We start from the raw sequence: 26,192 nt of genomic DNA on the forward strand, positions 1-26,192 counted from the left end.
ATGGACTCCTGGCATTCGCTGTTGGCGTTATTTATTCACTGAGAGAGCGGGCATTCTTCAACTCGGATAACTGGTGCTCATAAGTGGAGGCGAATTCATCTCCAAACAGGCGACGATAGGCCGCTTCCGGATCTGCTACCTGTTCCCGGTAAAGCGCCACGAAGCCTTCCCAATTCTTGGCATTTTTATTGGTAAAAACGCCTCCCTGACTGTTAACCCGTCGCTCAATATTTTCCGGGCTGAAAAATTTGAGCATGGCATCGTAGCCAGCCCGCATACCGGCGAGGACCGCCACCTGGTGATCGGACAGATCGTCAAAGCTATCCCTGACTGCCTGCTGCGGCGCCATAAAGGCGCCATTGCCGGCAAACATTGCCGCTAGCGCATCATTGGCAGTCGCACTGAATTTGAGCGGATTATTGGCTTCTGTCTGGATCATCGTACGCTGCACGCGCAATTCGTTTTTGATGGAAGTCCGCGCGCGTAACAGGTCGATCAGGCGATTTACTGTTTCCTGCACGATGCCCGCGGCCTCGTGGTCCAACTCCGCCTGCTGTGCCGGGCTCAGGTTCAAACCCAGTGCGGCTGCGAGTCTGCCAGCGTCCGCCGTCGATCCCGGTACTTGGCGGGCATCGCTTGCCGGTGCTGGCCGAGGAGGTGGTACCTGCGCTGTCGGTGGCGCCTGCGAAATTGGAGGCTGTTGCGGCGGGGATACCGCAGCACCTGGCTGCGGCGGTGGCGTTTGCTGTTGCGCATGCCCATGGCCTGCCGCGCCAGCGCCGGTAGGGGGCAAATCAAAACCGGGGGCACCCGCAATCTGCTGGCTCTGCATGACTGCCAGGGAGTCCGCAAAAGGGTTGTCCATTGGCGCCGGACCCGGGGGCTGCGACGCAGAGACCGGTTCCGGTGCTAGCGGTGCCTCGGCAGGTGGACGGGGCGCTTCTGCGACAACAGCTTCCCGGGCACTGTACTGCATCGCGTGGCGATCGGCAGGAGCGTGATCCTGGGAGCTGCCATCTTTCCACCAGTCATCGTCGTCCTGCCATTGAGCGGTAGATACTCGATTCCCTCCACTGCCCAGGCCGGCGAGCGGATCGAGCGGCTCACTTTCTGGGGACAGCAATTTATCGTCCGTGTCAGCGGGCTGGCTGCCGACATAGCCCCATTCGCCGGTGCCGGAGCCTTGCCCGAGCGAACCCGGCTCGAGCCAGCTATCCAGTTCCTGGGCTTCCGCCTGGTGCTGCATTTTTTCTGCGGTCGCAGAGCTGAATGTGGTTCGGTCTGAGCCGTCGAGGAAATCAGCACTGCCGAGCCCCTTCGGGAGTCCGGGATCTGCGGCCGGGCGACGCACGCTCACCCTTAACTGATAGTCACCGATGGCGATCATATCGCCATCTTTTAACGCAACCCGGTTCCCCTTGCCCAGCGGATCAGCGGCACCATTGTAATAAGTGCCGTTGGTACTCTGGTCTTCGACAAAATACTGGTTTTCTCCAAAACTAATCGTGGCGTGTCTCGACGAAACGACCCGGTTCGGATCCGGCAGCACCCAGTCATTGCTGTCAGCGCGCCCGAGGCTGCCGCCCGCCGCGGTAAACAACTTGGTGTGCTTGAGCATGTTGGCGCCCTCGGGGTCCGCCACGATGGAGAGAACTAAGTCCATTTCAGTTTGACTCGCGCTGTAAATTTATTGGTTTCCGACTAGTCGGAAAGTCACGCTTGCGTCCTGCAGCCTTAAAAAATCAGCCCCACGGCCCCCTGAGCGAAGTACCTGCGAGCGATTGCAGGCTGGGAAGTAGAATTTCGTCTCGTCCTTGCACGGAGCGCAGAGTACTGATACCTGCGCCGGTAAAATGCGCAGCCGCACGGTCGGTGAGCAGCGCCTCTGCGCAGGGCGTCATCCAGCGCCCCTGGGGAAGGTTGCGCAAGTGCAGCGGCAGATCCGTAAAACAGGCGACCGTCACCGGAGATGGAGTCCCCGATTGCGTGTACTCGGAAATAATCGATAGTGCCAGCAGATAGGCACTGTTGCCCCACAGGTAGTACTGGTGACCGTGCTCCGCGGTCAGCTCTTCAAAGTCGAAACAGTCGGTCGTCGCAGCTTCCTCGCCATACGGCAGTCGCAACATAAACCGCGGAGCAGCGAGCGCTACAAATTCACTGGCGGGATAGTCCCTCACTGCCTGCCAGCCATCGACAAACTCTTCCGCCAGCGGATAATGCCAGTCCTCCGGATCGAGAGATCCGGCCAGGGACGGACAGCCGGCCAGGCGCGAATCCCCCCCCAACAGCAGGGTGCTGCCTGCTGCTTCCGCAATCGTGGCCAAATCGACAAGAAGGTGGAGATCGCGCGCTTCATCTGCAATAAAAAAGTCTCCGAGAATAACGTTGTAGGGCCGGTTGCCGGCCACGGTTTCTCGCTGGACCAGGCATTTGAACAGCTGTGACTGTTCCAGGTCGCCGTCTGCCAGAGCCAGGTCCGCCAGCAATTCATCCTTACTGACATCGATCAGGTGCAGTTGCAGGCCGGGATGATCTTCCACACGCCGCAAAAGAAAATGGAGGCTGCGCCAACTGGCTTCCAGTTGACGGAAATCGCTGTTATGCATGATCTTTCGCATGGCTTCGGACGCAGCTTCTCGCACCGCCTGCAAGTAGGTTTCCTGGCGCCTGTCTGGTCTTCCCTGGACATAGGGTGCCACGATGTCCTTGATCAATTTGTCAATCTGCCCCTCTGGAGCAGCCGCGTTAAACTCCGGGGCATCTCTGGAAGACAGAATACTGTCGAGCAGAGACATACCTGCCAGATTTTCCGCTGCCTTTGCGTCTCGCACTCCTGCTTCTCGCAGTTCCGGGCGCCACTGCTGAATCTCTTCGGCGGCTTGAGAGAACTGCTCAGGACGTAAAAGCTTTTTTTCCAGCTCGATAAACTGTCTAAATAGTGGCACTCGGCTGTAGAGGTAATCCGGGTGCAGATCGTCGAACTCGAGTAGCGATAGGGGCGCCTCCATAACCGGCAATTGCAGGCTTACACCTAGCCGCTCAAACAGCGCCTCAAAATTATCTTTGGTCAAACGGTGGGCGCGACAATGCCCCAACGATTCCGGTTCACACAGGCCCTTGCTCGCCCTGCCGCTGAAATCCCCGAGTATTGCAACCTTTAGTTCATTGCCAGATGTAGCTGCGACTGGCACCTGGTCATCAGGTAAGGCCGCACTCCCTCCACTATCATTAGAAGACTGCCCGAATGACGCGCCGCTGTTCAGTGTAATTCGGCTCATAGTCAGCTCTCCATCGCCGCGATATTGGTGAATTCGCTCTGGCACTTTTCGACAGGGCCGACCTTACCGGTTTTCTTTGCTGGAATGGCGTCATGCTTTTCGATGGCCGCTTTTTTAATCTTGCGGGGGCGGCCGCGCTTAAGAGGCCGCACCCGCTGGTTCGCGATCTGTTCAATCTTGTCCTTGAAGGCATCCCCACCGAGAACATGTCCGAGCTTGATGGTTTCGGCGATATATTCCAGCAGGCGCCGGTCAAAGCTGTAACGAAATAGTTTCCGGTATTCCTGCGCCCGTGCTTGCGGGGTATTCCCCAGAGCCAAATACAGACGATGATCGGTAATGACATCACTCTCACAGACACTGGCATGGTGATTGAAGCTAGACCAGCGATAGTCACCGAGGGAATCTGCCAGGCCGAGATACAGCGGACGCAATTCCACGTAGCGGTAACAGGTAAGTAGATAGGCGTCAGAATCAATCAGGCTGGACTTATAACGCCCGGCCCACAAGGTCCCGGACCTTTTGTACCGATGGTTGACGTACTGCACATAGCGGCGACCGAGCGATTGCATCATGGATGAAACGGCGTCGGGTGCTCGCGGCGTTGCAATAATCTGCGCCATATTTGGCAACAGCACATAGGCGTGAATCTCGACCTTATACTGATCGGCCGCGTTGCGGAGACTAATCAAATAAAATTGATAATCTTCGTCATCGAAGAAGCAAGGCAGATTGTTATGGCCCACTTGAACAATATGCTGTGGGACATCAATCAAATTTAGCCTGGGTAGACGGGGCATCTTGCCTGAAAATCCTTTTCTAGCACTGGCGTACCGCCGGCGCTTCCATCCTAAATTGGTGCAGCATTATCGCAAGATATTGAAAAAAATTTCAAACAACCTGTGCATGCAAGTTACCATTAAATGATCTCGGCAATGAATAATATGACAGGACCGAGCCGGATCCGCTTTAAATTAATATTAGAAGGGAGCCCCGACTGACATGGATGCAATCAGTCTGGCAGTAAATGGCCGCACGGACATTGGCCTCATTCGCGATGAAAACGAAGATAGCATTCGTTGGTACGCAGATACCAATCAACCTTTCGCGTATGTAGTAGTAGCCGATGGCATGGGCGGTTACAGCGGCGGCTCGACCGCGAGCAATATTGCGGCCGAGACACTGCAAAGTCACCTGAACGGCCTGCTTAATAGCACTTTTCTATCCTGCTCTCCTGAGCAACAACAGTTGATGCTACGTGCTGCACTGATCGATTCCATCGCCAGTGCCAATCGTGAAATACTCACCACCAAAGATTTCCATCCGCAGTTTGCCCAGATGGGCACAACACTGGTAACCGCAGTAATCTGGAACGATTTCTTGATGGTCGCCCATATCGGCGATTCCAGGGCGTACCTATGGAATCACTATGGATTACAGCGGCTTACACGCGATCACAGCGTGGTACAGGAGATGATTGATGGTGGCCAGCTGACGCCGGAGCAGGCTAAAGAATCGAATATTCGCAATCACATCACCCGGGCACTGGGTGTCACCGAGCATGTGGACCCAGTTATCAATAGCTGGACGCTCACCGAAGATGCCTTGCTGCTATTGTGTAGCGATGGACTGACCGAATATCTCGATGACCACATGATCGAGCGTGTACTGGCGACACACCGTCCGGCCCTGGAATGTGTCTATAAATTCATCGATGACGCCAACCGTCTGGGCGGGCGCGACAATATTAGCGCGGGCATTCTCGAATTTTCCTTTCAGCCCGAGCAGGACGTCTATATATCCGCTGATTCAATTACCCTGCAGCCGAAGAAAAACGAAGATATCACCGTGCGCAAGGAATAGCGCTAACCCCAAATAACTGAGATCTCTGCCATGACACCGGATCGTCTGGTCGAATTAATTCCATTTACATTGCAGGCCCTGCAACCTCCGGCGATTGATCCGCGGCCGGGCAATCCGGTAAAGCTGTGTGAGTGGATCAATCGCTACACAACTTACGGTTGCTCTGTTCAACCCGACACGCCGCTGGGTCCCCACTGGCCGACTTTGCCAAGCATAAACGCCAATCAATATATTCTGGCTAGCGCACCAAAAATTCCACACTTGAACTGCCATGATTCCGGGCCGATAGAGTTTGCACACCGGCCGGGAGTCAACGTCCAGGGTCAGCAGGTTCCCGCAATTGAGCGCTGCCAGAGTGTCGCTGGCCACGTGATTGCCAACACCGGAGAGATCGCTTTTTGCCGCACTGACTTTACCCTGCCCGGCCCCCTGCCTTTTCGATGGCAACGTTTCTATCGTCAAGGCAATTGCGAGGACTGCGGCCTGGGCGCCGGCTGGCGCCACAGCCTGAGCGAACAGCTGCACATTCTTGAAGACGAAGTAGAGCTGCACTCTGCCGATGGTCGACATATTCGCTTTGCCATGCCCGCCATTGGACACAGCTGCTTCAATCGTTTTGAACGCCTGCTACTTCATCGTCAGAGCCTGCACAGCTATCGCCTCAGCGGCTTTGACCAGGCCGACCGCATTTTTCGCGCGGACGGTACCGGCAGTGCTGTGCCGTTGATGGAGATTCGTGACCACTGTGGCAACGCGATCGCGGTGGATTACCGGGACGGATTGCCGGCCAAATTTGTGAGTTCATGGGGACGCGTAGTAGAGTTCATCCATTGCGACGGAAATATCCAGGAACTACGTGATCGCCTGGCACCAGATCAACAGCAGAGCCTCTGCCATTATGGTTTTGAACAGGCCCAGCAAAGCGATTTGATGACCAGCGCGCATGCAGGTTTACATCAGGAGCGCTACACATACCGCGATGGACGGCTCTCTTCCATTAACGGTGTGGTTGTCGGCTCGTTGCATTTCACGCATGACGATCAGCAGCGCTGTAGTGGTGTACAGGTCAATCAACTGCAGCTTTCCCTGCGCTGGCGCAATGGAAACAGACAATGTATTCAGAGTGGCGGTGGCCGGCATCCGCAATGCTGGACATTTGATTCGCGCGGCCTCTTGCTCCGGGAACAGCAGCACGATCGCACGGTAAGCTACTTATATGATTATTACGGCAATCTCTGCCAGGAAACTGCCGCGGATGGACAGTGCACATTTTTCCGTCACGATGAACTGGGCCGCCCGCTACGCAAGACCAGCAACGGTATCAGCGATCAGTTTATCTATGACAAACGGGGATTCCTCGTCGCCGCGCAATGTCGGGGTATTAGTATCTGGCACTTTACCCACGACGAGCGGGGACTGCCGGGGAAAATCATCGACCCTTGCGGCGGCCAATGGTTGTTTCAATACAACGAACGGGGCCAACTAAACAGGCTCTCGGATCCAGAAAACGGCAGTATCGACCTGCAATGGGATAGCCAGGGGCAGCTGACTTCGATTCGGCGCGGCGAGCGAGAGTGGACGCTGGATTACGATCACTGGCAGCGGCCAATCCGATTCGATCTGAATGGAGACAGTCTCAGCGCATGGCAATACGGTAGATACGGAGAACTGCGCTCCGCCGAGCACCTTGGAGCAGAGTATCTGCTCGAATACGATGAGCAAGGTCGCCCCTGCGAAATCACCAACAAGGACACTCAGCGTGTGCTGCGCTGGCAATCCGATCCCTCTGGCCGGCCGGTGATTTTTTTTGCCACCGATTGTGGCCACTGGCAGCTGCACTACAACCACTGGGGGCAGCCGGTCGCATTCGACTATGAAGCCGGCAACGCAGAGTGGCGGTACGATGAATTTGGCCGGCTTGCCAGCGCGTATAGCAATGGCGATTATCACTGGCAATGGGAACATGAAACCAGTGGCGCTCTGTCCGAGTTCCGCGACAATGATGCGCGCTGGTATTTTCACTATACCGAGAGTGGTCAAGTGCGGGAAATCCGCAATAATAGCGGTCAATCCAGCCAGTTTCATTATGATAAGTATCAGCGGCTGGTTGCTGCTGATAACGGCTACAGCGCTCTACGCTTCCGGTATGACAATCGCAATCTGCTCGTCGCTGAGCATCTCGATAGTAGCGACGCCGAAGGAGTCAGCCTGAAGCATCGTTACGATGACCGCGGCTGGCTGAAAAATTCGAGTAGCGATGATCTCGACATCGCGTACTTGCTTGCGCCGGACAGCCAGGTTTATGGCGTGGATGCCAACGGTGAGGCCGTTCTGCGCTGTGAGCAGGAATCATCCAATGTTACCAGCTGGGTTCAAGGCAGTGTCCGCAGTCGGCGGCTGTGTAGCGGCGGACAGCTGACAGTCCTGGAACTTGAGGGACAAACACGATGGCAGTTCGAAGCCGAACCGTTTCCGCAGCTCCCGTTTTCTCTCGCACAGGGTGCTCTGCCACTGTCTGCAGAAGTTGAGCGTGACCGACGCGGCAATATTGCCAGTGAGCGGCGTCCCGGCAATCATCGTCATGATTACCGGTACCAGTACGATGGCTGGGGACTGCTGACGAGCGCCGAATGCGGTGATTTCAATACCTATTTTCGCTATGACGCGTTTGGCCGGCGCCTGAGCAAACTGAGTACGCACCGCAGATCATCGCAGCAAAGGCGGATAACGTCACACTGGTATGCCCTTGGGCCGTGGAGTGAAACCGTCACTACCAGCGCGGAGGTTCAGCCGATGGCCATCTATCTGCTGCATCCCGTGTATCGGACATTACTGTGCCGCTGGCAGGATGGGACCACCACGCATTATCTGGTGAATCCGGCCGGCAAGCCCCTCGCACTGTTTGATCAGAATGGCAACTGCGAGTGGGAATCCAGCCAGCCTCCGGGACCTGATCGCTGGCGCGGACGCGGTGTGCGTGCCGACAGTGAGACCGGACTACATTACTCCTGGTGCGGCTACTGGCATCCACAGTTGCAGACCCGGTTGCGCGGCGGTGATTTTCTCCCGGTAGCCGGTTCGTCGGCAATGGAGCAATCGGTAGAGGCAGACGATACTGCGGTTGCGCTACACTGCTAGCTCCACAGATGACAGTAACTGACCATGGCAGACGGCTTTGAGATCGGCGGCATACGAATCGCCCGCGGCGAAACCCGCCGCATCGAGTTACCGGTCGTGCGCCTTTACACCGACACAGAGATGGCAATTCCGGTCTATGTGCAGCGCGGTAAGAAGGCCGGTCCGACGATGTTCGTCTGCGCAGCCATTCACGGTGATGAGCTGAATGGTATCGAGATCATCAGCCGGCTGATTCGCAGTCGCGCACTCAAATCGTTGCGCGGGACACTGATTGCCGTGCCTATCGTCAATGTCTACGGCGTGCTCGAGCAATCGCGTTACCTCCCTGATCGGCGCGATTTGAACCGCTCCTTCCCAGGCTCATCCAAAGGTTCTCTGGCTGCGCGCATGGCGCACGTGTTCCTCGACCAGATTATCTCGAAGTGCGACTACGGCATCGACCTGCACACCGGAGCTATTCACCGCAGCAACCTGCCACAGATTCGGGGCAACCTCGATGACGAGGAGACCCGGGCCATGGCCAATGCTTTTGGCGTACCTGTGCTGCTCAATTCGACACTGCGCGACGGTTCACTACGTCAGACGGCCGCTGACCTGGGCGTACGTATTTTGCTGTACGAAGCAGGCGAGGCATTGCGCTTTGATGAGTTCTGCATTCGCGCGGGGCTCAAGGGCATACTCAATGTGCTGCGGTATTTGCAGATGTTGCCCAAGGGGCGCCGCCAGCAGAGTATCGAACCTTTCATCGCCCGGCGCAGTGGCTGGTTGCGCGCCGGCGACAGCGGTATCGTCAACCACAAGAAGCGCCTGGGCGATCATGTCGTTAAGGGAGAATTGCTTGCGACTATCGCCGACCCCTATGGCCACGAGCTGGACCGAATCCAGTGCAATGCGGACGGTATCATCATCGGCAAGCAGAATATTCCGCTGGTACAGGAAGGCGAGGCGATGTATCACATCGCCTATTTCCATGAACCTCACGAAGTGGCCGAAAGTCTGGAGGCGCTGCAGGACAGCCTGTTGCCAGATGAAAACTTCTGAAAAAAAGCCGGGCAATGCCCGGCTTTTTTGTATCCGCCTGCGCTATTGTTTGCGCAATTCTTTCAGGACCTCTTTGCTCGGGTAGCCCTGCTGTTCCACCCCAATGCTCTTCTGGAATGCCTTGATCGCCTTGCGTGTGCCGGAGCCGGCCTTACCGTCGATCTCGCCCTTGTAGAAGCCTTTCTTTTTCAGCTTCTTCTGCAATTCTTCCACCTCGGAACTGTCGATCGGCGTAAACGGACGCTTCCAGTCGTGGACCAGGCCACTGCCGCCGCCGATCTGATCGCCGAGCAGGCCGATGGCCGTCGCGTAGCGGTCGGAGTTGTTGTAACGCTTGATCACGAAGAAGTTTTTCAGCATCAGGAACGCCGGGCCGCCGCGGCCGTCCGGGAGCTTGAGTTCGGCCTTGTCGTCGGGACGCGGGAACGGCTTGCCATTGGCGCGCTTGACGCCAAGCTTTTCCCACTCGCGCAGGGTGAGCTTGCCGGCGGGCAGTTTGCGCTTTGGAATAGTCACTTCGTAGCCCCAGGATTCCCCGCGGCGCCAGCCGTTCTGTGACAGCAAGTTGGCCGCAGTGGCCAGCGCATCCGGCACCGAATTCCAGATATCCCGGCGGCCATCTCCATCGATGTCCACGGCATAGGCCTGGTAGCTGGTGGGGATAAACTGGGTGTGCCCCATGGCCCCGGCCCAGGAGCCGGTCAGGTGGCTCTCATCAATATCGCCGGTCTGCAGTATTTTCAGCGCCGCCAACAGCTGCTGGCGGCCGAATTTTTTGCGCTGCGGATCCGCGTAGGCGAGAGTTGCCAGGGAGCGGATGACATTGCGCATGACCTTGTCGTTGTCGAGGATGGCACCATAACTCGACTCCACCGACCAGATCGCCAGCAGGATATTCGGGTTCACGCCGTAGCGCTTCTCGATCTTGTCCAGCCACGGCTGCAGCTCTTTCTTCTTCGCGCGGCCGCGCATGATGGCGCGCTTCTGTACTCGGTTGTCGAAGTACTGCCACACCGGCGCCTTGAACTCCGGCTGGTAACTCGCCTTGTCCAGCACCCACTGGTCCGGAGACGTGATGCCCTTGAAGGCCCGGTCGTAGACTTCACCGGAAATGCCATTCTTGATCGCCGTTTTGCGAAACTCCTTGATCCACTGCTGGAAGCTTTCGTCGGCAATGGCGAATTGGGATGTGGTCAGGACGACCAGGGACAACAACAGGCTGGCGCAGAAAGCGAGCACACCGCGGTGCAGGGCGAGCGAGCTGAACATGGAAACTCCTTCAGCAGTCAGATAGCTCGCTCAAGGGTAGAGCGGAATCCACCGTTACGAAAGGCGGATTGCCCAAGTTATGACGGACATCAAACCCGCTCAGGGAATCACGTAGAACAGCACGGCAAAGAAATGCAGCACGCCGCCGGCGAGGACAAAGAGATGCCAGATGGCGTGGTGGAAACGCAGGCTGCGCCACAGGTAAAAGGCGATCCCCCCCGTGTAGCAGAGCCCCCCCAACACCAGCAGCCATAGACCGCCGGGTTCGAGGCTGTGCATCAGCGGCTTGATGGCCGCGATGACCACCCATCCCATCAGCGCACTGAGGGTAATCGACAGGGCGCGAATCTTTTTCAGCGGCGTGAACTGAATTATCAGCCCCGCCAGTGCCAGGCCCCAGATGATGCCGAACAGCCACCAGCCCCAGGGGCCCCGCAGCGTCACCAGCGTGAACGGTGTGTAAGTGCCCGCTATCAGCAGGAAGATGGCCGAGTGGTCGAGGGTTCGCAGGATTTCCTTGGCGCGGGTGTGGCTGATGCTGTGGTACAGCGTCGAGGAGCCGAAACACAGGATCAGCGTGGCCGCATAGACACTGGAACTGACGATATGCCAGGCGTCGCCGCGCAGCGCAGCAAAGCCGCACAGAACCCCGAGGCCGGCGATGGCCAGCAGGGCGCCAATTCCGTGCGTGATGCTGTTGGCAAGCTCTTCGGCAAAGCTGTAGCGACTGACGGCGGTGGAAGACATGAATACCCCGGTACTGATTCGTTGATTGCCAGTCTGACATAGAAGTGCGTCAGCTGTGCGGCACGCGGTCACTACGATTTTGTGACCAATAGACCAAATTGAGTCTAATCATCAACAGCTATGCCGCAAAGTGCAAGCACGATTCGGGACCGGGTGTTCACAAAATAGCCGGGCATTGCCCGGCCAGGTGATCAGAGACTCGGGTTGTGGATACCCATTTCACACAGTGCCGAGGACTCGCGCACAATGGTCTCGTTGCGATCCGGGCCGGTGGAAATGATATCGATGGGTGCACCCACCAGCTCTTCGATGCGGGCGATATAAGCACGCGCATTGGCAGGCAGGTCCGCTTCGCGACGGACACCGAAGGTGGTATCGGTCCAGCCCGGCATACTTTCGTAGACCGGCTCGATACCCTCCCAGCCGGCGGCATCAAACGGAACCGGCACTTCCTCGCCGGCACTGTTGTGGTAGCCGACACAGATCTTCACTTCCTCGAGGCCGTCGAGCACATCCAGCTTGGTCAGACACAGGCCGGAAATGCTGTTGATGCGGATCGCGTGGCGTACGGCGATGGCATCGAACCAGCCGGTGCGGCGCTGGCGGCCGGTGGTAGCGCCGAACTCGTGCCCTTTTTCACCCAGATGGCGGCCGACATCGCAGCCCAGTTCGGTTGGGAAAGGACCGCCGCCGACGCGGGTGGTGTAGGCCTTGGTAATCCCCAGCACGTAATCCAGGTACAGGGGGCCGAAACCGGAACCGGTGGCGGTACCGCCGGCAGTGGTATTCGATGAAGTCACGAACGGATAGGTGCCGTGATCGATGTCCAGCAGTGAGCCCTGGGCACCCTCAAACAGGATATGGTCGCCGCGCTCGCGCGCCTGGTGCAGGGTGTCGGCGACATCGGTGATCATCGGCACCAGCTCGTCGCGCCATACCTTGGCCTGCTCCAACATGTCGTCGTAATTGACCGGGTCGACCTTGTAGTACTCGGTCAGGGCGAAATTGTGGTATTCCAGCAAATCCTTGAGCTGCTCGCAGAAATTATCCCAGTTGCACAGGTCGCCCAGGCGCAGCCCCCGGCGTGCCACCTTGTCTTCATAGGCGGGGCCGATTCCGCGACCGGTGGTACCGATGGCTTTCTCACCGCGGGCCTTCTCGCGCGCCTGGTCCAGAGCCACGTGTACCGGCAGGATCAGCGGACAGGCCGGGGACAGGCGCAGGCGTTCGCGCACCGGCACGCCTTTTTCTTCCAGTTCGCCCATTTCCTTGAGCAGAGCTTCCGGCGACAGCACGACGCCATTGCCGATCAGACAGGTCACGCTCGGGCGCAGGATACCCGACGGAATCAGGTGCAGTACGGTTTTCTCACCGTCGATCACGAGGGTGTGACCGGCATTGTGGCCGCCCTGGAAGCGCACCACGATCGAGACTTTTTCCGTCAGCAGGTCAACAATCTTGCCCTTGCCTTCGTCGCCCCACTGGGTGCCCAGCACTACTACGTTTTTGCCCATTTGTGTAAATCTCTGACTCAAGGTTTTCCCGCAGGCGCCATTGGCCCTGCAAATTCAATAAGCTTAGCTTTGTCGATAACCGGCGATCAGCCGCGCGGCTTTACCACCCAGTCACCACCATCAAGCACCAGTTTGCGGTCGCAGCGCGACAGCACTTCACCCTCGGCGCCATCAGGCAGCGCACCGATGACGACTTCGCCCGCACCGCGCAGCTTCTCCACCGCGCGCCACAGGGATTCGCCGTCGGCGCCATCGGCCATGGGGGCGAGAATGGCGCCGGACAGCGTTTCCGTCGCGCTGCCCAGGGTGTTCAGCGCAACAAGATCGGTACTGAAGCCGGTGGCCGGCCGCTCCCGGCCAAATACAGCACCGATGCCGTTGTAGCGGCCGCCGTTGGCGAGCGCCTGTCCGTAACCGGGGGTATAGGCGGCAAACACCAGCCCGGTCTCGTAGTCGTAGCCGCGCACTTCGCTCAGATCGAAGAACAGTTCAACCGCCGGGTAGCGCTGCGCGAGCAGTTCCGCCGTTCGCTGCAGGTCAGCGAGAGCCTCCTCCAGCGCCGCCGGCGCCCCGGCAAAAATTTCCCGCGCGCGCACCAGGCAGTCGCGACCACCGGCGAGTGTCGGCAGGGCGCGCAGCCAGTTCGCCACTTGCGGCTCGGCGACATTGTCCGACACCCAGCGCTGCACATCGGCACTGGCCTTGCTCTGTAGCAGCGCAAACAGTTCGCGCTGCCCCTCATTGTCGAGACTGGCTGCGGCCGCGAGGCTGCGGTAGATGGCCACATGGCCGAGATCCAGGTGGATCTGCTCGACGCCGGCCAGCAGCAGGCTCTCGAGCATCAGTGAAATCACTTCGATATCCGCCTGCAGACTCTCCACGCCGTAGAGTTCGGCACCGACCTGGATCGGCGAGCGCGACCCCATGGCCGTGCGCGGACGGGTATGCAGCACGTGTCCGGCGTAGCACAGGCGATTGGCGCCAGCGCGCGGGAAGCTGTGCGCGTCGATCCGCGCCGCCTGGGGCGTGATATCGGCACGAATGCCCAGGGTGCGCCCAGAAATCTGATCGGTCACCTTGAACGTGCTGAGGTCGATATCCCGCCCCATGCCGATCAGCAGGGATTCTGTGAACTCCACCATCGGCGGGATGATCAGCTCGTAACCCCAGCTGTGGTAAAGATCCAGCAGGCGACGGCGCAGGGTTTCAATCTGCACCGCATCCGCGGGCAGGATTTCCGCGATGCCATCTGGCAGCATCCAGCGATCAGCTTGGGTCATGATGAAAAATTGCAATCAACGATGTCAGTTGGAGGGGGCAGAATCGGCCGGGATATGACATCTCTACGACACCGCGGCTCCACTGGCGGAAAGCGCGGTCGTGGCTGCTGCCCACAAAAAAACCGGGCGGCGCCCGGTTTGCGAGATTTTACCATCAACTATCCGCCGGAAGGTAGGGGATGCGGACAGTTTTTGCACTGCCGGGAGCGCCTGTCGCGCTCCCGGCAGGCGGGGTTCAATCCTGCTCCTTGCCCTTGGGATCTTTCAGGTAGCGGAAGAACTCGCTGTCCGGCTCCAGCAGCAGCATATCGGACTTTTTCTTGAACGATTCCTTGTAGGCCGTGAGGCTGCGGGTAAAGCGGAAGAACTCCGGATCCTTGGTAAATGCCTCGGCATAGATCTTCGCCGCCTCGGCATCACCGACACCGCGCAACTCCTGCGCCTTGCGGTAGGCCTCGGCTTCGATCACCACTTTCTGGCGGTCCGCATTGGCGCGGATGCGCTCGCTCGCCTCCTGGCCCTTAGCGCGGTGATCGCGCGCTTCCAGCTCGCGGCCGGCGCGCATGCGCTGGAATACCGATTCAGACACTTCCGGCGGCAGGTCGATGCGCTTCACGCGCACGTCGATCACTTCGACACCCAGGTTTTTCTGCGCCACCTCGTTGAGGTTTTTGGTGATGTCGGCCATCAGCTGGTCGCGCTGACCGCTAACCACTTCGTGCAGGTCGCGTACACCGAACTGGTTGCGCAAACGGTCGTTGATCTGCTCCGCCAGCAAGCGTACGGCATTGCTCTCATCGCCACGGGTCGCCACATAGAAGCGGCCCACATCGGAGATGCGGAACTTGGCGTAGGAGTCGACCATCATGAATTTGTTTTCGCTGTTCAGCATGCGCACCGGACTAGAGTCCACGGTCTGGATGCGCGCATCGAATTTGCGCAACTCGTGCACCAGCGGGATCTTGAAGTAGAGCCCCGGCTCGTAGTCGGTACGGATCACACGGCCAAACTTCAGCAGTACGGCCTTTTCCGTCTCTTTAACCACGAAGGCACTGGAAGAAAGCGCCAGCAATGCCAGCAGCAGGACAGCGACAATAACGAGTGTTCTGTTGTTCATTCCCTACTGCCCCCTAGCGTACGTTCTGACTGCGGCGATTTTTCGCCGACTCGGTGCGCAGGCGATCGGTAATGCGCTGGTAGACCTCATCCACCACCTCGGGCGAAACGTCCTTGCGCTGCATCACCTGGCTGCTACTGCCTACACCCAGCTTGTCCAGCGGCAGATACATCATGTTGCTGCCGTCTTTCACGTCGACCATTACCTTCGAGGTGTTGGTCATGATTTGCTGAACAGCGTCCAGGTACAGGCGTTCACGGGTGACATTCGGCGCCTGCTGGTAGGCGGCCAGCAGTTGGTCGAAGCGCGCCGCCTCACCGCGAGCACTCTCGACCACGCGGGACTTGTAGCCCTCCGCCTCTTCGATAATCCGCTGCGCCTGGCCGCGCGCCACCGGAATGACCTGGTTGGCGTAGGCCTGGGCCTCGTTCTGCAGACGTACCTCGTCCTCACGCGCCTTGGTGACATCGTCAAACGCATCCTGGACTTCGCGCGGCGCCTTGGCATCGGTCAGGTTGACCACGTCGATACGGATACCGGTCTGGTACATATCCATATATTCCTGCAGGCGCTTCTGGGTATCGGCGGAGACCCGGGTACGATCCTGGGAGATGACCCCGTTCAATGTGGTCGAGCCGACCACGTGACGGAGGGCGCTGTCAGTCGCGCCCTGCAGGCTCTTCAGCGGGTCGCGCACACGCAGCACGTAAGACTCCGCGTCATCGATATGCCACTGCACCTGCAGGACCACATCCACAATACTCGCGTCTTCTGTCAGCATCTGGCCGGTAGTGCGCTCGGTACGCACTTCGGTCATGTTGACCTTGGTCACGTGGTCGATCAGCGGCGGATTCCAGTGCAGGCCGGCAGTCTGGGTGTTGTGGTATTTACCCAGGCGCAGGACTACCGCAGATTCGTTGGCATTGACCTGGTAGAAACCCAGCAGGCCGTAGAGGACCGCGACCACGACCAGAACCAGCGACCAGGGGAATTTGCCCGAGCCGCCTGCAGCGCCACCGGAACCGGAACCGCCGCCGAACAGGCCGTTCAGCTTCTGCTGCAGTTTACGCAGCAGCTCGTCGAGATCCGGCGGGCCACCGTCATTGCGGTTTCCACCACCCCAGGGATCCTTGTTATTACCACCCGGCTCGTTCCAGGCCATTTATCGACTCCAATTCCAATCGTTAAACTTTTTGTATTCGCGAGATTCTAGCATCCTTCGCCCTCGAATTAATCGGCTCAGGACTTATCTTCCCCGGCGTCCGGCTGCCATTGCGGTGGCTTGTCACTGTCCAGGTACGGCGCCAGCAGGCGCTGTAGATCATTGCGCGGCAACATCAGCTGCAGCACGCAGTCGCCATTATCGAGATATTCCTCGCGCTGCACCGCGTTGATTTCAAACAGCTGGGCGCGCAAACGCGCCTGTTGTGGCGGGACCACCAGCTGGCCGCCGACCATCTGCTCACCGAGACGCTCGGCGATCGCCTCCACCAGCAGGTCGCATCCGGCGCCAGTCGCGGCGGACAGCCACACCGCGCGCGGCACCCCCAGGTCGTCGCGGTCGATGCGCGGCGCCATGTCCTGCAGCAGGTCAATCTTGTTGTACACCACCAGTTGCGGCAGCTCCGCCGCACCGATTTCCTCCAGCACCATCTGCACCTCTTCCATCAGGTGCAGGCGATCCTCCGCTGCGGCATCGACAACGTGCAAGAGCAGGGTCGCATTGGCGGCCTCCTCAAGCGTCGCGCGAAAAGCCTCCACCAGGCGGTGCGGCAGGTGCGACACGAAGCCCACAGTGTCGGCGAGAATCATCGCCCCCACATTGGGCAACTCGACGCGGCGCATGGTCGGGTCCAGTGTGGCAAACAACTGGTCGCGCACATAGACGTCTGCGTCGGACACCCGGTTGAACAGGGTGGATTTGCCGGCGTTGGTGTAGCCCACCAGCGATACGGTGGCCACTTCGGCGCGGGAGCGCGCGCGGCGCCCCTGCTCCCGCTGGCGACGCACTTTCTCCAGCTTCTTTTCTATGGAGTCGATGCGCGCGCGCAGCAGGCGGCGGTCGGTCTCCAGCTGGGTTTCACCGGGGCCGCGCAGGCCGATGCCACCCTTCTGCCGCTCCAGGTGGGTCCAGCCACGCACCAGTCGCGTGGCCATATGGCGCAGCTGAGCCAGTTCCACCTGCAGCTTGCCTTCATGGGTGCGCGCGCGCTGGGCAAAAATGTCGAGAATCAGGCCGGTGCGATCGAGCACGCGGCATTTCAGTTCGCGCTCGACATTGCGCTCCTGACTGGGGGACAGGGTGTGGTCGAAGATCACGAGTTCCGCACCGTTCTCGTTGACGGTCTGGCGGATCTCCTCCAGCTTGCCGCGGCCGACAAAGGTCTTGGGGTCTGGCGTGGTGCGCTGGCCGAAAATAAAGGCTACCGGGTCGGCGCCGGCGGACAGTGCCAGCTCCTCGAATTCACGTGGATCGTCGGGGCTGTCGATGGCGGACAGCTCCAGGTGGACCAGCACAGCCAGTTCACCGGATTCCGGTCGGTCGAAAAACAATAGAAAACCTCTGCTAGCGGGCCGGCGGCCCGGAATGAGGCCCCGAATCCCTGGGAACCCCTGAATAAGTCCGTAATGTCTCTGCGGGACCTGAGGGCTGCAGATATTCGTCGCAGCTCGCCGCGAGAAGCCCCAGCACTCTATCTACCAAGATTCCCTGGGCCAAACCGCAGGCGCCCCGGCAAGCCGGGGCGCTGTATCAATACTGCGAAGCGGGGCCGATTAGCCGAAGGTCTCTCGCTCGCCGCCCTCGCCTTCACCGGCTCCGCCCTGGGCGGCCGGGTTCAGCAATGGCACGCGCACCGCACGGGACGGTACAACGGTGGAAATTGCATGTTTGTAGACCATCTGGCTGACGGTATTTTTCAGCAGCACTACAAACTGGTCGAATGATTCGATTTGCCCTTGTAGCTTGATGCCGTTTACCAGATAGATAGAAACCGGGATTCGCTCTTTGCGCAAAACGTTGAGGTAAGGGTCTTGTAAGCTGTGCCCTTTTGACATCTTTTTTCTCCTTGTCAAAAGCTGGAAGCGATATGCATACCGCAATCGCGCCCGCGAAATCCGCGAACCAAGAAACGATCGGGGTTGAATACGCGTATAAAAAAGAGCCGGAAAATGGACAGGCTCTGGATAAAAACTGACTGAGCGGGCTTATCTCGAAGTAGCCCAATCACGTTATGGATGCTCAGGCGAGAAATTTCAAGGCTTCCGCCAATATTTCGTCATTTTTGCGCACCCTGCCATCGTCACTCTGTGCGTAAATACCCGCCAGATTTGGCCAGCGTCGCAGCCAGGTCAACTGGCGCTTGGCCAGTTGTCGCGTCGCTGCGATGCCCGCGGCCACCATCTCGTCCCAACTGAGTTCACCCTCGAGGTACTGCCACGCCTGGCGGTACCCCACCGCGCGGATCGCAGGCAGGTCCGGGTGCAAGTCACCGCGAGCGCGTAGAGTACGCACCTCGTCGACAAAGCCCTGCTCCAGCATGCGCTGGAAGCGCAGTGCGATGCGCTCGTGCAGCAGCGCGCGATCCCGTGGCAGCAGCGCCAGCTGGCGGACGTCGTAGTGTTCCAGCACCGAGTCCCGCGCCTGCTCCCGCCGCAGTTGCGACAGGGGTTTACCGGTCAGGCGGTACACCTCGAGCCCGCGCTCTATCCGCACTGAATGGTTGGGATGCAATTCCGCGGCCAGTTCCGGATCCACTTGCGCGAGTTCGTCGTGCAGGGCCGGCCAGCCCTCGCGCTCGGCGCGGGCTTCGATTTCGGCACGGATCGCCGGATCGGCCTCGGGCAACTGCGCCATCCCCTCTAACAGAGCGCGGAAATACAACATGGTTCCGCCCACCAGCAACGGAATCCTGCCGGCGGCGGCAATCTCCCCCATCGCCCGCAAGGCATCCTCGCGAAAACGGCCGGCAGAATAGGCTTCGCTCGGGTCGCAGATATCGATCAGGCGGTGCGGATAGCGGGCCAGCTCCTCCGGTGACGGTTTGGCGGATCCGATATCCAGCCCCCGGTACACCAGCGCCGAGTCGACGCTGATCAGTTCTACCGGCAGGTGATCTGCCAGGGCCATGGCCAGGTCCGTCTTGCCCGAGGCAGTGGGCCCCATCAGGAAAATCGCGCGGGGCCGACCGCCCCCTTTCGGGTCACTCAAAATCATGCCTTTCGCGGCCGCTTACTGGCCGCGCATAAACCACTTGTCCATATCCGCCAGTTTAACCTGCGTCCAGGTCGGGCGACCGTGGTTGCACTGCCCGCTGCGCTCGGTGCGCTCCATATCGCGCAGCAGTGCATTCATTTCGGGCACCGTGAGTCTGCGGTTGGCGCGCACGGAACCGTGGCAGGCCATGGTGGAGAGGATTTCGTTGATGCGCTCGCCGATCCGATCACTGTCCCCCTGCCCCAGCAGGTCCGACAGTACATCGCGCACCAGCTGCTCCACTTCCGCACCGTGCAGCATGGTGGGCACCTGGCGCACCAGCAAGGTCTCCGGTCCGGCGCGCTGCAGTACAAACCCGAGGGCCGTAAACACATCGCTGCGCTCTTCGAAACAGTCCGCCTCGCGCTGGCTGACCGCCAGGCTCACCGGCACCAATAGTGGCTGCGCCTGAATACCCCCGGCGGCGTGGGCGGTTTTCATCTGCTCGTAGACGATGCGCTCATGGGCTGCGTGCATGTCCACGACGATCAGCCCCTGCTCGTTCTGCGCCAGAATATAGATACCGTGCAATTGCGCCAGCGCGAAGCCCAGTGGCGGCGCTTGCGAATCGTCTGTTTCCGGGGGCAGCTGCGCGTTCCAGGTCTGCGTGCCGGCCGCGGCCCCCGAACTCGGCGGTGTTCCCAGCGCGGCAGGCCCCGCTTCCGCTATCCCCGGCTGTGCCTGGTATGGCTGGTGCAAAGCACCGTAATTCTGCATCTGCTGTTGCAGTGTGTCCGGCGACGGCCGCGCGGACAGCGGCATCCTCTGCTGCCCGGCAAACTCGCCGGCCCCGATACCACCTGCCGTCACTTCCGCTTGCGTCGACTCCCGGTCTTCCCGCTGCCCCGGGCGCACGTCGGCCAGCGCCCGGTGCAGACTGCCGAACAGGAAATCATGCACCAGGCGGCCGTCGCGGAAGCGCACCTCGTGTTTGGTCGGATGCACATTCACATCCACCGAGGCCGGGTCCAGCTCCAGATAAAGCACGAATGCCGGGTGGCGGCCGTGGTAGAGCACATCGGCAAAGGCGCGGCGCACCGCATGGCTGACCACCTTGTCGCGAATGGCGCGGCCGTTGACGTAGAAAAACTGCAGATCCGCCTGGGAGCGGGAAAAGGCTGGCTCGGCGACCCACCCCCACAGGCGCAGGCCGCTGCGCTCCACATCGATATGCAGGGCATTCTGCATGAATGCCGGACCACACACCTGGGACACGCGGCGCTCCTTCTCCACCCGGCCGGTACCGGCGCGCAGGTTGTGCACCCCTTTGCCGTTGTGGCGGAGGCTGATGGAGACATCAAAGCGCGACAGCGCCAGGCGCTTGATGGTGTCGTCGACCCGGTTGAATTCGGTTTTCTCGGTGCGCAGGAACTTGCGCCGCGCCGGCGTATTGAAAAACAGGTCGCGCACATCGACGGTGGTGCCCCGGGGATGTGCGGCCGGCGACAGTTGCGCCTGCATGTCGCGCCCCTCGGCGCTCACCTGCCAGCCCTTACCGCTGTCGTCGCGGCTGCTGGTCAATTCGAGGCGCGCCACCGACGAGATACTGGCCAGTGCTTCACCGCGGAAACCTAGCGTCGCAACCGCTTCGAGGTCTTCCAGCACATGGATCTTGGAGGTGGCGTGGCGGGCCAGCGCCAGCGGCAGGTCGTCCTTGTCGATACCCTTGCCGTTGTCGCGCACCTTGATGCGCTTGATACCGCCGTTATCGATTTCCACATCCAGGCGCGAAGCGCCGGCATCGAGGCTGTTTTCCAGCAGTTCCTTGATCACCGACGCGGGGCGTTCGACGACCTCACCGGCAGCGATCTGGTTGGCGAGGCGCGGGGATAACTGCGCGATTCTGTCGGACATAAAAAGCGTTGGCCTTGTTCAGGCTCCTACATCTGGAACGGATCAACCCGAGGGAATAGTCAGTGTCTGTCCCACGCGGATCATCGAGCTATCGATACCGTTGAGTTTCTTCAGTGCCGAAAGCGACACATTGTACCGCGCAGCGATGCCGGACAGGGTATCGCCGCGGGCAATGGTGTGGCGGCGCTCCACCTGGTTGCGGTTGGCGGCCAGCCAGCTACCCGCCGGCGGGCGCTTGCTGAAGTGCGCCACTATACCGTTGCTGAGTTTCTGCGCCAGTTTGCGCTGGAACGCGGGGCTGCGCAGTTGCCGCGCTTCCTGCGGGTTGGTGATAAAGCCGGTCTCCACCAGGATCGACGGCACGTCCGGCGAACGCAGCACAGAGAAGTTGGCCTGTTCCACGCGTTTCTTGTGCAGGTGGGTAACCGAACCCAGTTGCGACAACACGCTGGCGCCGACATTGAGGCTGGCATTCATGGTTGCAGTCATTGACAGGTCCAGCAGTACACCCGCAAGGGTATCGTCCTTGTCGTCGAGACTGAGGCTGCCGGCACCGCCGATCAGATCCGACTCGTTTTCGCGCTGAGCCAGGAAACGCGCGGTTTCACTGGTGGCTCCGCGGGAGGACACCGCGTAGACACCCGCCCCGCGGGCGTCCTTGCGCGTAAAGGCGTCCGCGTGGATGGAAACAAACAGATCCGCGCGCATCTCGCGCCCTTTCTTCACCCGCCCGCGCAACGGAATATAGTAATCGCCGGTGCGCACCAGTTTGGCGGTGAAGCCGCGCTGGCTGTCGATGCGTTGCTGCACCTGGCGGGCGATAGCGAGCACCACGTCTTTTTCACGCACGCCGCCGGGACCGGACGCACCGGGATCCTCCCCGCCGTGGCCGGCATCGATGGCGATAACGATATCCCGCTCGCGGCTGACCTGCGCCAGGGTCTTCTCTTCGCTCTCAACGCGGTCGTACAGATCGAGCACCAGGCGGTCCGGCAGGTCCTCGTGACGGCGCAGGGCAAAACTGCGCGGTTTGATCGACTGCTTCAGGTCGAGCACCACGCGCAGGTCTTTCTTGTTGTGACGTCCGTGGCGGACGCCCGCAATCGGCGTACCCTCGAGCTGCAGGTCCGCCAGCTGCGCAGCCAGCTTCGTATCCTCCACATCGATCACAACCCGGTCCGGATTGCTCAGCGTGAATAGTTTGTGTTCTGCCGGGCCGCTGAGGTCAAACACCAGCCGGGTATGGTCGGGTGCGCGCCACAGGCGCACGCCCTCGACTTCCGCTGCGGCAGCGGGAAGAGTGAGCATTATCAGGGCCGCGAGGCCGAGCAGGCGCTGCCACACTGGATTCATTGTTCCGCTAGGCTCCATTGTTCTTTTTGCACTTCCCTGCACCAAATTTAGTCTTTATGTCCGCACGAGCTTTTGCGCCGCGTCGAGCAGGGCCCGCCCGGCCGTCGAGTGCGCCGTGGCGACCAGCAATCGACCGCGATCGCGCACTTCGAGTTCCACTTCCAGATCCGCTTCCGGCAGTACGCCGGCGCCGCGCTGCGGCCACTCCACCAGGCTGAGGCAGCCCGGCGCAAAATAGTCGCGCACCCCCATAAACTCGAGCTCTTCGGCGTCGCCCAACCGGTACAGGTCGAAGTGGAATACGCGTCGGACGCCGCCACCCTCAAGTGGAAAGTCATAGGGCTCCACCAGCGTGTAGGTCGGACTTTTTACCGCGCCCCGGTGGCCGAATGCGCGCAAGACACCGCGGCAGAAAGTGGTCTTGCCCGCCCCCAGCTGGCCGTACAAATACAACGTCAGGCCGGCGTCCATTCCCAAAGCCAGGCAGGCCTCACCGATGGCACTGCCGGCAGCCACGGTCGCGGCCTCATCGGCCAGATGCAATTTCAATACATCCAAGGGATACCTCCAGAAATCGTAACGAGCGGGTGGCTGGCGGTGGCCGCCGGAGCGCAACAACCGGAGCGTACTTCAGTACGTGAGGATTGTGAGCACCGCCGGACGCCGCCAGGCGCTCGCGCAGTAGATTTATGGAGATATCCCATCAGTCCACCAGCCTCCGTACCCACGGCAACAGATCCGTCGCCAGCAGGCCGCGCTGGCCGTCCTCGGCGGCACGATTGCCCGCCTCACCATGCAGCCACACGGCGAGCCGCGCCGCCCGCAGCGGCGACAGATGCTGGCCGATCAGCGCGGCAATGATGCCGGTCAACAGATCGCCCATGCCACCGGACGCCATGCCGGGGTTGCCGCTGTTGATCAGATCCACCCCTCCGTCGTGGGCGATCAGCGTGCCGGCCCCTTTTAATACCACCACGCCACTGAACTTCTGCTGAACTGCGATAGCGGCCGCGCGCGGATCGGCCAGCACGTCGGCGGTGTCGCAGCCGAGCAGCCGCGCCGCCTCGCCCACGTGGGGTGTCAATACCCAGTCGTCGCGCCGGATCCCCGCGAGCACGCGCCCGCCGGCGAGAATGTTCAGTGCGTCGGCATCCAGTACCAGTGGCGCTTCGGCGCGGCCGGCCCGGGCCAGCAACTGCTCGCCCCAGGGCGCGCGACCGAGCCCCGGCCCGACGGCGATCACGTCGGGACCCTCCAGCAAGGGCTCCAGTTCCTGGCCGGAAATGACCGGATGTGCCATGACTTCCGGACAGCGTGTCAGCGCCGCCGCCAGGTGCTCCGGGCGGGTCGCCAGGGAAATCAGGCCGGCACCACTGCGCGCCGCCGACTCAGACGCCATCAGCGCCGCGCCGCCAAAACCGCTGTCGCCGCCGACGACCAGCACGTGGCCGAACTGGCCCTTGTAACTGTCGGCGGCGCGCTTCGGCAGACGCGCGATACTGCTACTGCCAAAACGCTGGGCCACGGTTTCCACACCGGGATAAACCGACTCCGGTGCACCGAGGTTATCGAATACCACCTCGCCACAGAGGGCCGGACCGCGGCCGCCGTAGAGGCCGAACTTGCGGCCGATAAAGCTAACCGTGACGTCGGCACCAACCGCGTCGCCAGCACTGCCGGTATCGGCGTTCAGCCCCGACGGAATATCCACTGCCAGTATCGGACCGGCGGACTTGTTGATGCGCTCAACGGCGTGCGTCATGTGCTCGCGCAGAGGGCCGGTAAATCCGGTGCCGAGCAGGGCGTCGACCACCACTGTATCGCCGTCGGCGGTATCCAGCTCGGTCAGCGAGGTGACGATATGGACGCCCTCGCGGCGCGCATAGTCGCAGGCCGCCAGCGCATCTCCCTTCAGCTGCTGCGGATCTACACAGGCGTAGACCGTCACCGGAATCTGTTTTTCCGCTGCCAGCGCGGCGATCACGTAGCCGTCACCGCCGTTATTGCCACCACCGCAGAACACCTGGATCCGGCGCACCTCCGGCCAGCGCTTCTGCAGCTGGGTGAACGCCGCACGCCCGGCGCGCTTCATCAGCGCGAGTGAGGGAATCTTCAGTGCGGCAATCGTTCGCCGGTCAAGTTCGCGCACCGACTCGGCGCTGTACAGGGGTTGAGGCGTATCCATTCGTCTTCCGCGGTATGGTCAATTTTTAATCTGTGGCAAAATGCGCGCTCGACGCGACAGGCCGCCGTGCCATTGACTGCAAAGTATACCTTTCCGGGCGCACAAATTGTTCCCCGCCCGCACGCCGACGCGACCATGCATGAATGAGACATTACTCGCCGAGCTGGCGGCCCGCATCAAAGACTGGGGCCGCGAACTGGGCTTCCAACAGATCGGCATTACCGACTGCCAGCTGGAAGAGCACGGCGAGCGCCTGCGCGCCTGGCTGGCCGCCGGCCACCACGGCGACATGGAGTGGATGGGCGCCCACGGGGAAAAGCGCTGGCGCCCGGATCTGCTCGAACCCGGCACCCTGCGCGCGATCAGCGTGCGCCTCGACTATCTCCCGCCCGACACAGAGCCGGTGCGGGTGCTGAAAGAGCCGGGCAAGGCCTACGTCTCCCGCTACGCGACCGGCCGCGATTACCACAAGCTGATCCGCAAACGGCTCGCGCAGCTGGCGCAGAAAATCGACAGCTACTGCGCGGAACACGGCATCGCCGCAGCCGGGCGGGCCTTTACCGACAGTGCCCCGGTGATGGAACGCGCCCTGGCGGAAAAGGCCGGGCTCGGCTGGATCGGCAAAAACTGCATGGTGATCAACTCCGGCGCCGGCTCCTGGTTTTTTCTCGGCGAGATCTATACCAACCTGGCCCTGCCGGTGGACGGGAGCAGCGAACCGAACCAGTGCGGCGACTGCAGCGCCTGCCTGAAGGTCTGTCCCACCGATGCGTTCGTCGACCCCTACCAGCTGGACGCGCGCCGCTGCATTTCCTACCTGACCATCGAGAACAAGGGCGCCATTCCGGAGGAGTTCCGCGAACCCATGGGCAACCGCGTGTTCGGCTGCGATGACTGCCAGATCATCTGCCCCTGGAACAAGTTTGCCAGCCCCACCGCGGAACGGGATTTCCACCCGCGCCATGGGCTCGATGACGGCGAGCTGCTGACACTGTTCGGCTGGAGCGAGGAGGAATTCCTGCGCAACACCGAGGGCTCGGCCATCCGCCGCATCGGCCACGAGCGCTGGCAGCGCAACCTGGCAGTGGCACTGGGCAACGCCGAGCCGCAAGCGGAAATACTGCAGGCGCTCGAGGACTCACTGCCGGATGCGACGCCACTGGTGGCGGAACACATCGAGTGGGCTCTGGCACGGCTGCGCAGTGGACGTCGGCGAAAACGGAAAATCAAGCGAGTGACCTAGGCGCGAATTAAAGCGCTAAGGCGCAACCGCACCGCAATAAGCGCAGTGGCAG

Annotated in this window: 20 protein-coding genes; 4 read left to right on the plus strand and 16 right to left on the minus strand. The window is 60.6% G+C overall.

Features of this window, described 5'->3' with window-relative positions; translation table 11 throughout:
• Positions 1-31: 31 nt before the first annotated feature.
• From tagH to IG168_RS16960, 3 genes are all read right to left on the minus strand, one after another.
• Positions 32-1,663: a type VI secretion system-associated FHA domain protein TagH gene (gene tagH / locus IG168_RS16950; RefSeq protein WP_193165784.1), complete on the minus strand. Its 1,632-nt coding sequence runs from the start codon at positions 1,661-1,663 to the stop codon at positions 32-34.
• 79 nt (positions 1,664-1,742) lie between these two features.
• Complete coding sequence (locus tag IG168_RS16955) at positions 1,743-3,074, minus strand: type VI secretion system contractile sheath domain-containing protein (protein WP_193165785.1); 1,332 nt, start codon at positions 3,072-3,074, stop codon at positions 1,743-1,745.
• Between the two features lie 209 nt (positions 3,075-3,283).
• Positions 3,284-4,081: a transposase gene (locus IG168_RS16960; RefSeq protein ID WP_226877086.1), complete on the minus strand. Its 798-nt coding sequence runs from the start codon at positions 4,079-4,081 to the stop codon at positions 3,284-3,286.
• A gap of 202 nt (positions 4,082-4,283) precedes the next feature.
• Here IG168_RS16960 and IG168_RS16965 point away from each other — a divergent pair, with 202 nt between their 5' ends.
• From IG168_RS16965 to IG168_RS16975, 3 genes are read left to right on the plus strand one after another with little or no spacing between them, the layout of a single operon-like run.
• Positions 4,284-5,144 (plus strand): PP2C family protein-serine/threonine phosphatase, encoded by an 861-nt coding sequence (locus IG168_RS16965; RefSeq protein ID WP_193165786.1) that lies wholly within the window; start codon positions 4,284-4,286, stop codon positions 5,142-5,144.
• 30 nt (positions 5,145-5,174) lie between these two features.
• On the plus strand, positions 5,175-8,282 hold the full coding sequence (locus tag IG168_RS16970; protein ID WP_193165787.1) for a DUF6531 domain-containing protein: 3,108 nt from the start codon (positions 5,175-5,177) through the stop codon (positions 8,280-8,282).
• A gap of 24 nt (positions 8,283-8,306) precedes the next feature.
• Positions 8,307-9,323 (plus strand): succinylglutamate desuccinylase/aspartoacylase family protein, encoded by a 1,017-nt coding sequence (locus IG168_RS16975; RefSeq protein ID WP_193165788.1) that lies wholly within the window; start codon positions 8,307-8,309, stop codon positions 9,321-9,323.
• A 42-nt stretch (positions 9,324-9,365) separates the two neighbouring features.
• Here IG168_RS16975 and IG168_RS16980 read toward each other — a convergent pair whose 3' ends face one another.
• From IG168_RS16980 to IG168_RS17040, 13 genes are all read right to left on the minus strand, one after another.
• Complete coding sequence (locus IG168_RS16980) at positions 9,366-10,592, minus strand: lytic murein transglycosylase (protein WP_193165789.1); 1,227 nt, start codon at positions 10,590-10,592, stop codon at positions 9,366-9,368.
• Positions 10,593-10,691: 99 nt separating this feature from the next.
• The gene (trhA, locus tag IG168_RS16985; protein ID WP_193165790.1) at positions 10,692-11,339 is read right to left on the minus strand and encodes a PAQR family membrane homeostasis protein TrhA; all 648 of its coding nucleotides are present in this window, start codon (positions 11,337-11,339) and stop codon (positions 10,692-10,694) included.
• Between the two features lie 191 nt (positions 11,340-11,530).
• Positions 11,531-12,853: an adenylosuccinate synthase gene (locus tag IG168_RS16990; protein WP_193165791.1), complete on the minus strand. Its 1,323-nt coding sequence runs from the start codon at positions 12,851-12,853 to the stop codon at positions 11,531-11,533.
• Between the two features lie 86 nt (positions 12,854-12,939).
• Positions 12,940-14,133, minus strand: a complete 1,194-nt coding sequence (locus IG168_RS16995; RefSeq protein ID WP_193165792.1) for an ATP phosphoribosyltransferase regulatory subunit — start codon at positions 14,131-14,133, stop codon at positions 12,940-12,942.
• A 235-nt stretch (positions 14,134-14,368) separates the two neighbouring features.
• Positions 14,369-15,250, minus strand: a complete 882-nt coding sequence (hflC, locus tag IG168_RS17000) for a protease modulator HflC (RefSeq protein ID WP_193165793.1) — start codon at positions 15,248-15,250, stop codon at positions 14,369-14,371.
• 13 nt (positions 15,251-15,263) lie between these two features.
• Positions 15,264-16,412 carry an FtsH protease activity modulator HflK gene (gene hflK, locus IG168_RS17005; protein WP_193165794.1) on the minus strand — a complete coding sequence of 383 codons (1,149 nt, stop codon included), beginning with the start codon at positions 16,410-16,412 and terminating at the stop codon, positions 15,264-15,266.
• A gap of 77 nt (positions 16,413-16,489) precedes the next feature.
• A complete protein-coding gene (gene hflX / locus IG168_RS17010) occupies positions 16,490-17,803 on the minus strand; it encodes a ribosome rescue GTPase HflX (RefSeq protein ID WP_193165795.1) in 1,314 nt (437 codons plus the stop codon).
• Between the two features lie 222 nt (positions 17,804-18,025).
• Entirely contained in the window at positions 18,026-18,307 is a 282-nt protein-coding gene (hfq, locus tag IG168_RS17015; RefSeq protein ID WP_193165796.1) for an RNA chaperone Hfq, read from the minus strand.
• Between the two features lie 184 nt (positions 18,308-18,491).
• On the minus strand, positions 18,492-19,466 hold the full coding sequence (miaA, locus tag IG168_RS17020; RefSeq protein WP_193165797.1) for a tRNA (adenosine(37)-N6)-dimethylallyltransferase MiaA: 975 nt from the start codon (positions 19,464-19,466) through the stop codon (positions 18,492-18,494).
• A 15-nt stretch (positions 19,467-19,481) separates the two neighbouring features.
• On the minus strand, positions 19,482-21,359 hold the full coding sequence (gene mutL / locus IG168_RS17025; protein WP_193165798.1) for a DNA mismatch repair endonuclease MutL: 1,878 nt from the start codon (positions 21,357-21,359) through the stop codon (positions 19,482-19,484).
• 42 nt (positions 21,360-21,401) lie between these two features.
• Positions 21,402-22,712, minus strand: a complete 1,311-nt coding sequence (locus tag IG168_RS17030) for an N-acetylmuramoyl-L-alanine amidase (RefSeq protein ID WP_193165799.1) — start codon at positions 22,710-22,712, stop codon at positions 21,402-21,404.
• Between the two features lie 54 nt (positions 22,713-22,766).
• The gene (tsaE, locus tag IG168_RS17035) at positions 22,767-23,270 is read right to left on the minus strand and encodes a tRNA (adenosine(37)-N6)-threonylcarbamoyltransferase complex ATPase subunit type 1 TsaE (RefSeq protein WP_193165800.1); all 504 of its coding nucleotides are present in this window, start codon (positions 23,268-23,270) and stop codon (positions 22,767-22,769) included.
• Between the two features lie 145 nt (positions 23,271-23,415).
• Complete coding sequence (locus IG168_RS17040; RefSeq protein WP_193165801.1) at positions 23,416-24,897, minus strand: NAD(P)H-hydrate dehydratase; 1,482 nt, start codon at positions 24,895-24,897, stop codon at positions 23,416-23,418.
• A gap of 139 nt (positions 24,898-25,036) precedes the next feature.
• Here IG168_RS17040 and queG point away from each other — a divergent pair, with 139 nt between their 5' ends.
• On the plus strand, positions 25,037-26,140 hold the full coding sequence (gene queG, locus IG168_RS17045) for a tRNA epoxyqueuosine(34) reductase QueG (protein WP_193165802.1): 1,104 nt from the start codon (positions 25,037-25,039) through the stop codon (positions 26,138-26,140).
• The last annotated feature ends 52 nt before the right edge of the window (positions 26,141-26,192 follow it).

Source organism: Microbulbifer hainanensis (genome assembly GCF_014904735.1).
Taxonomy (GTDB): Bacteria; Pseudomonadota; Gammaproteobacteria; order Pseudomonadales; family Cellvibrionaceae; genus Microbulbifer; species Microbulbifer hainanensis.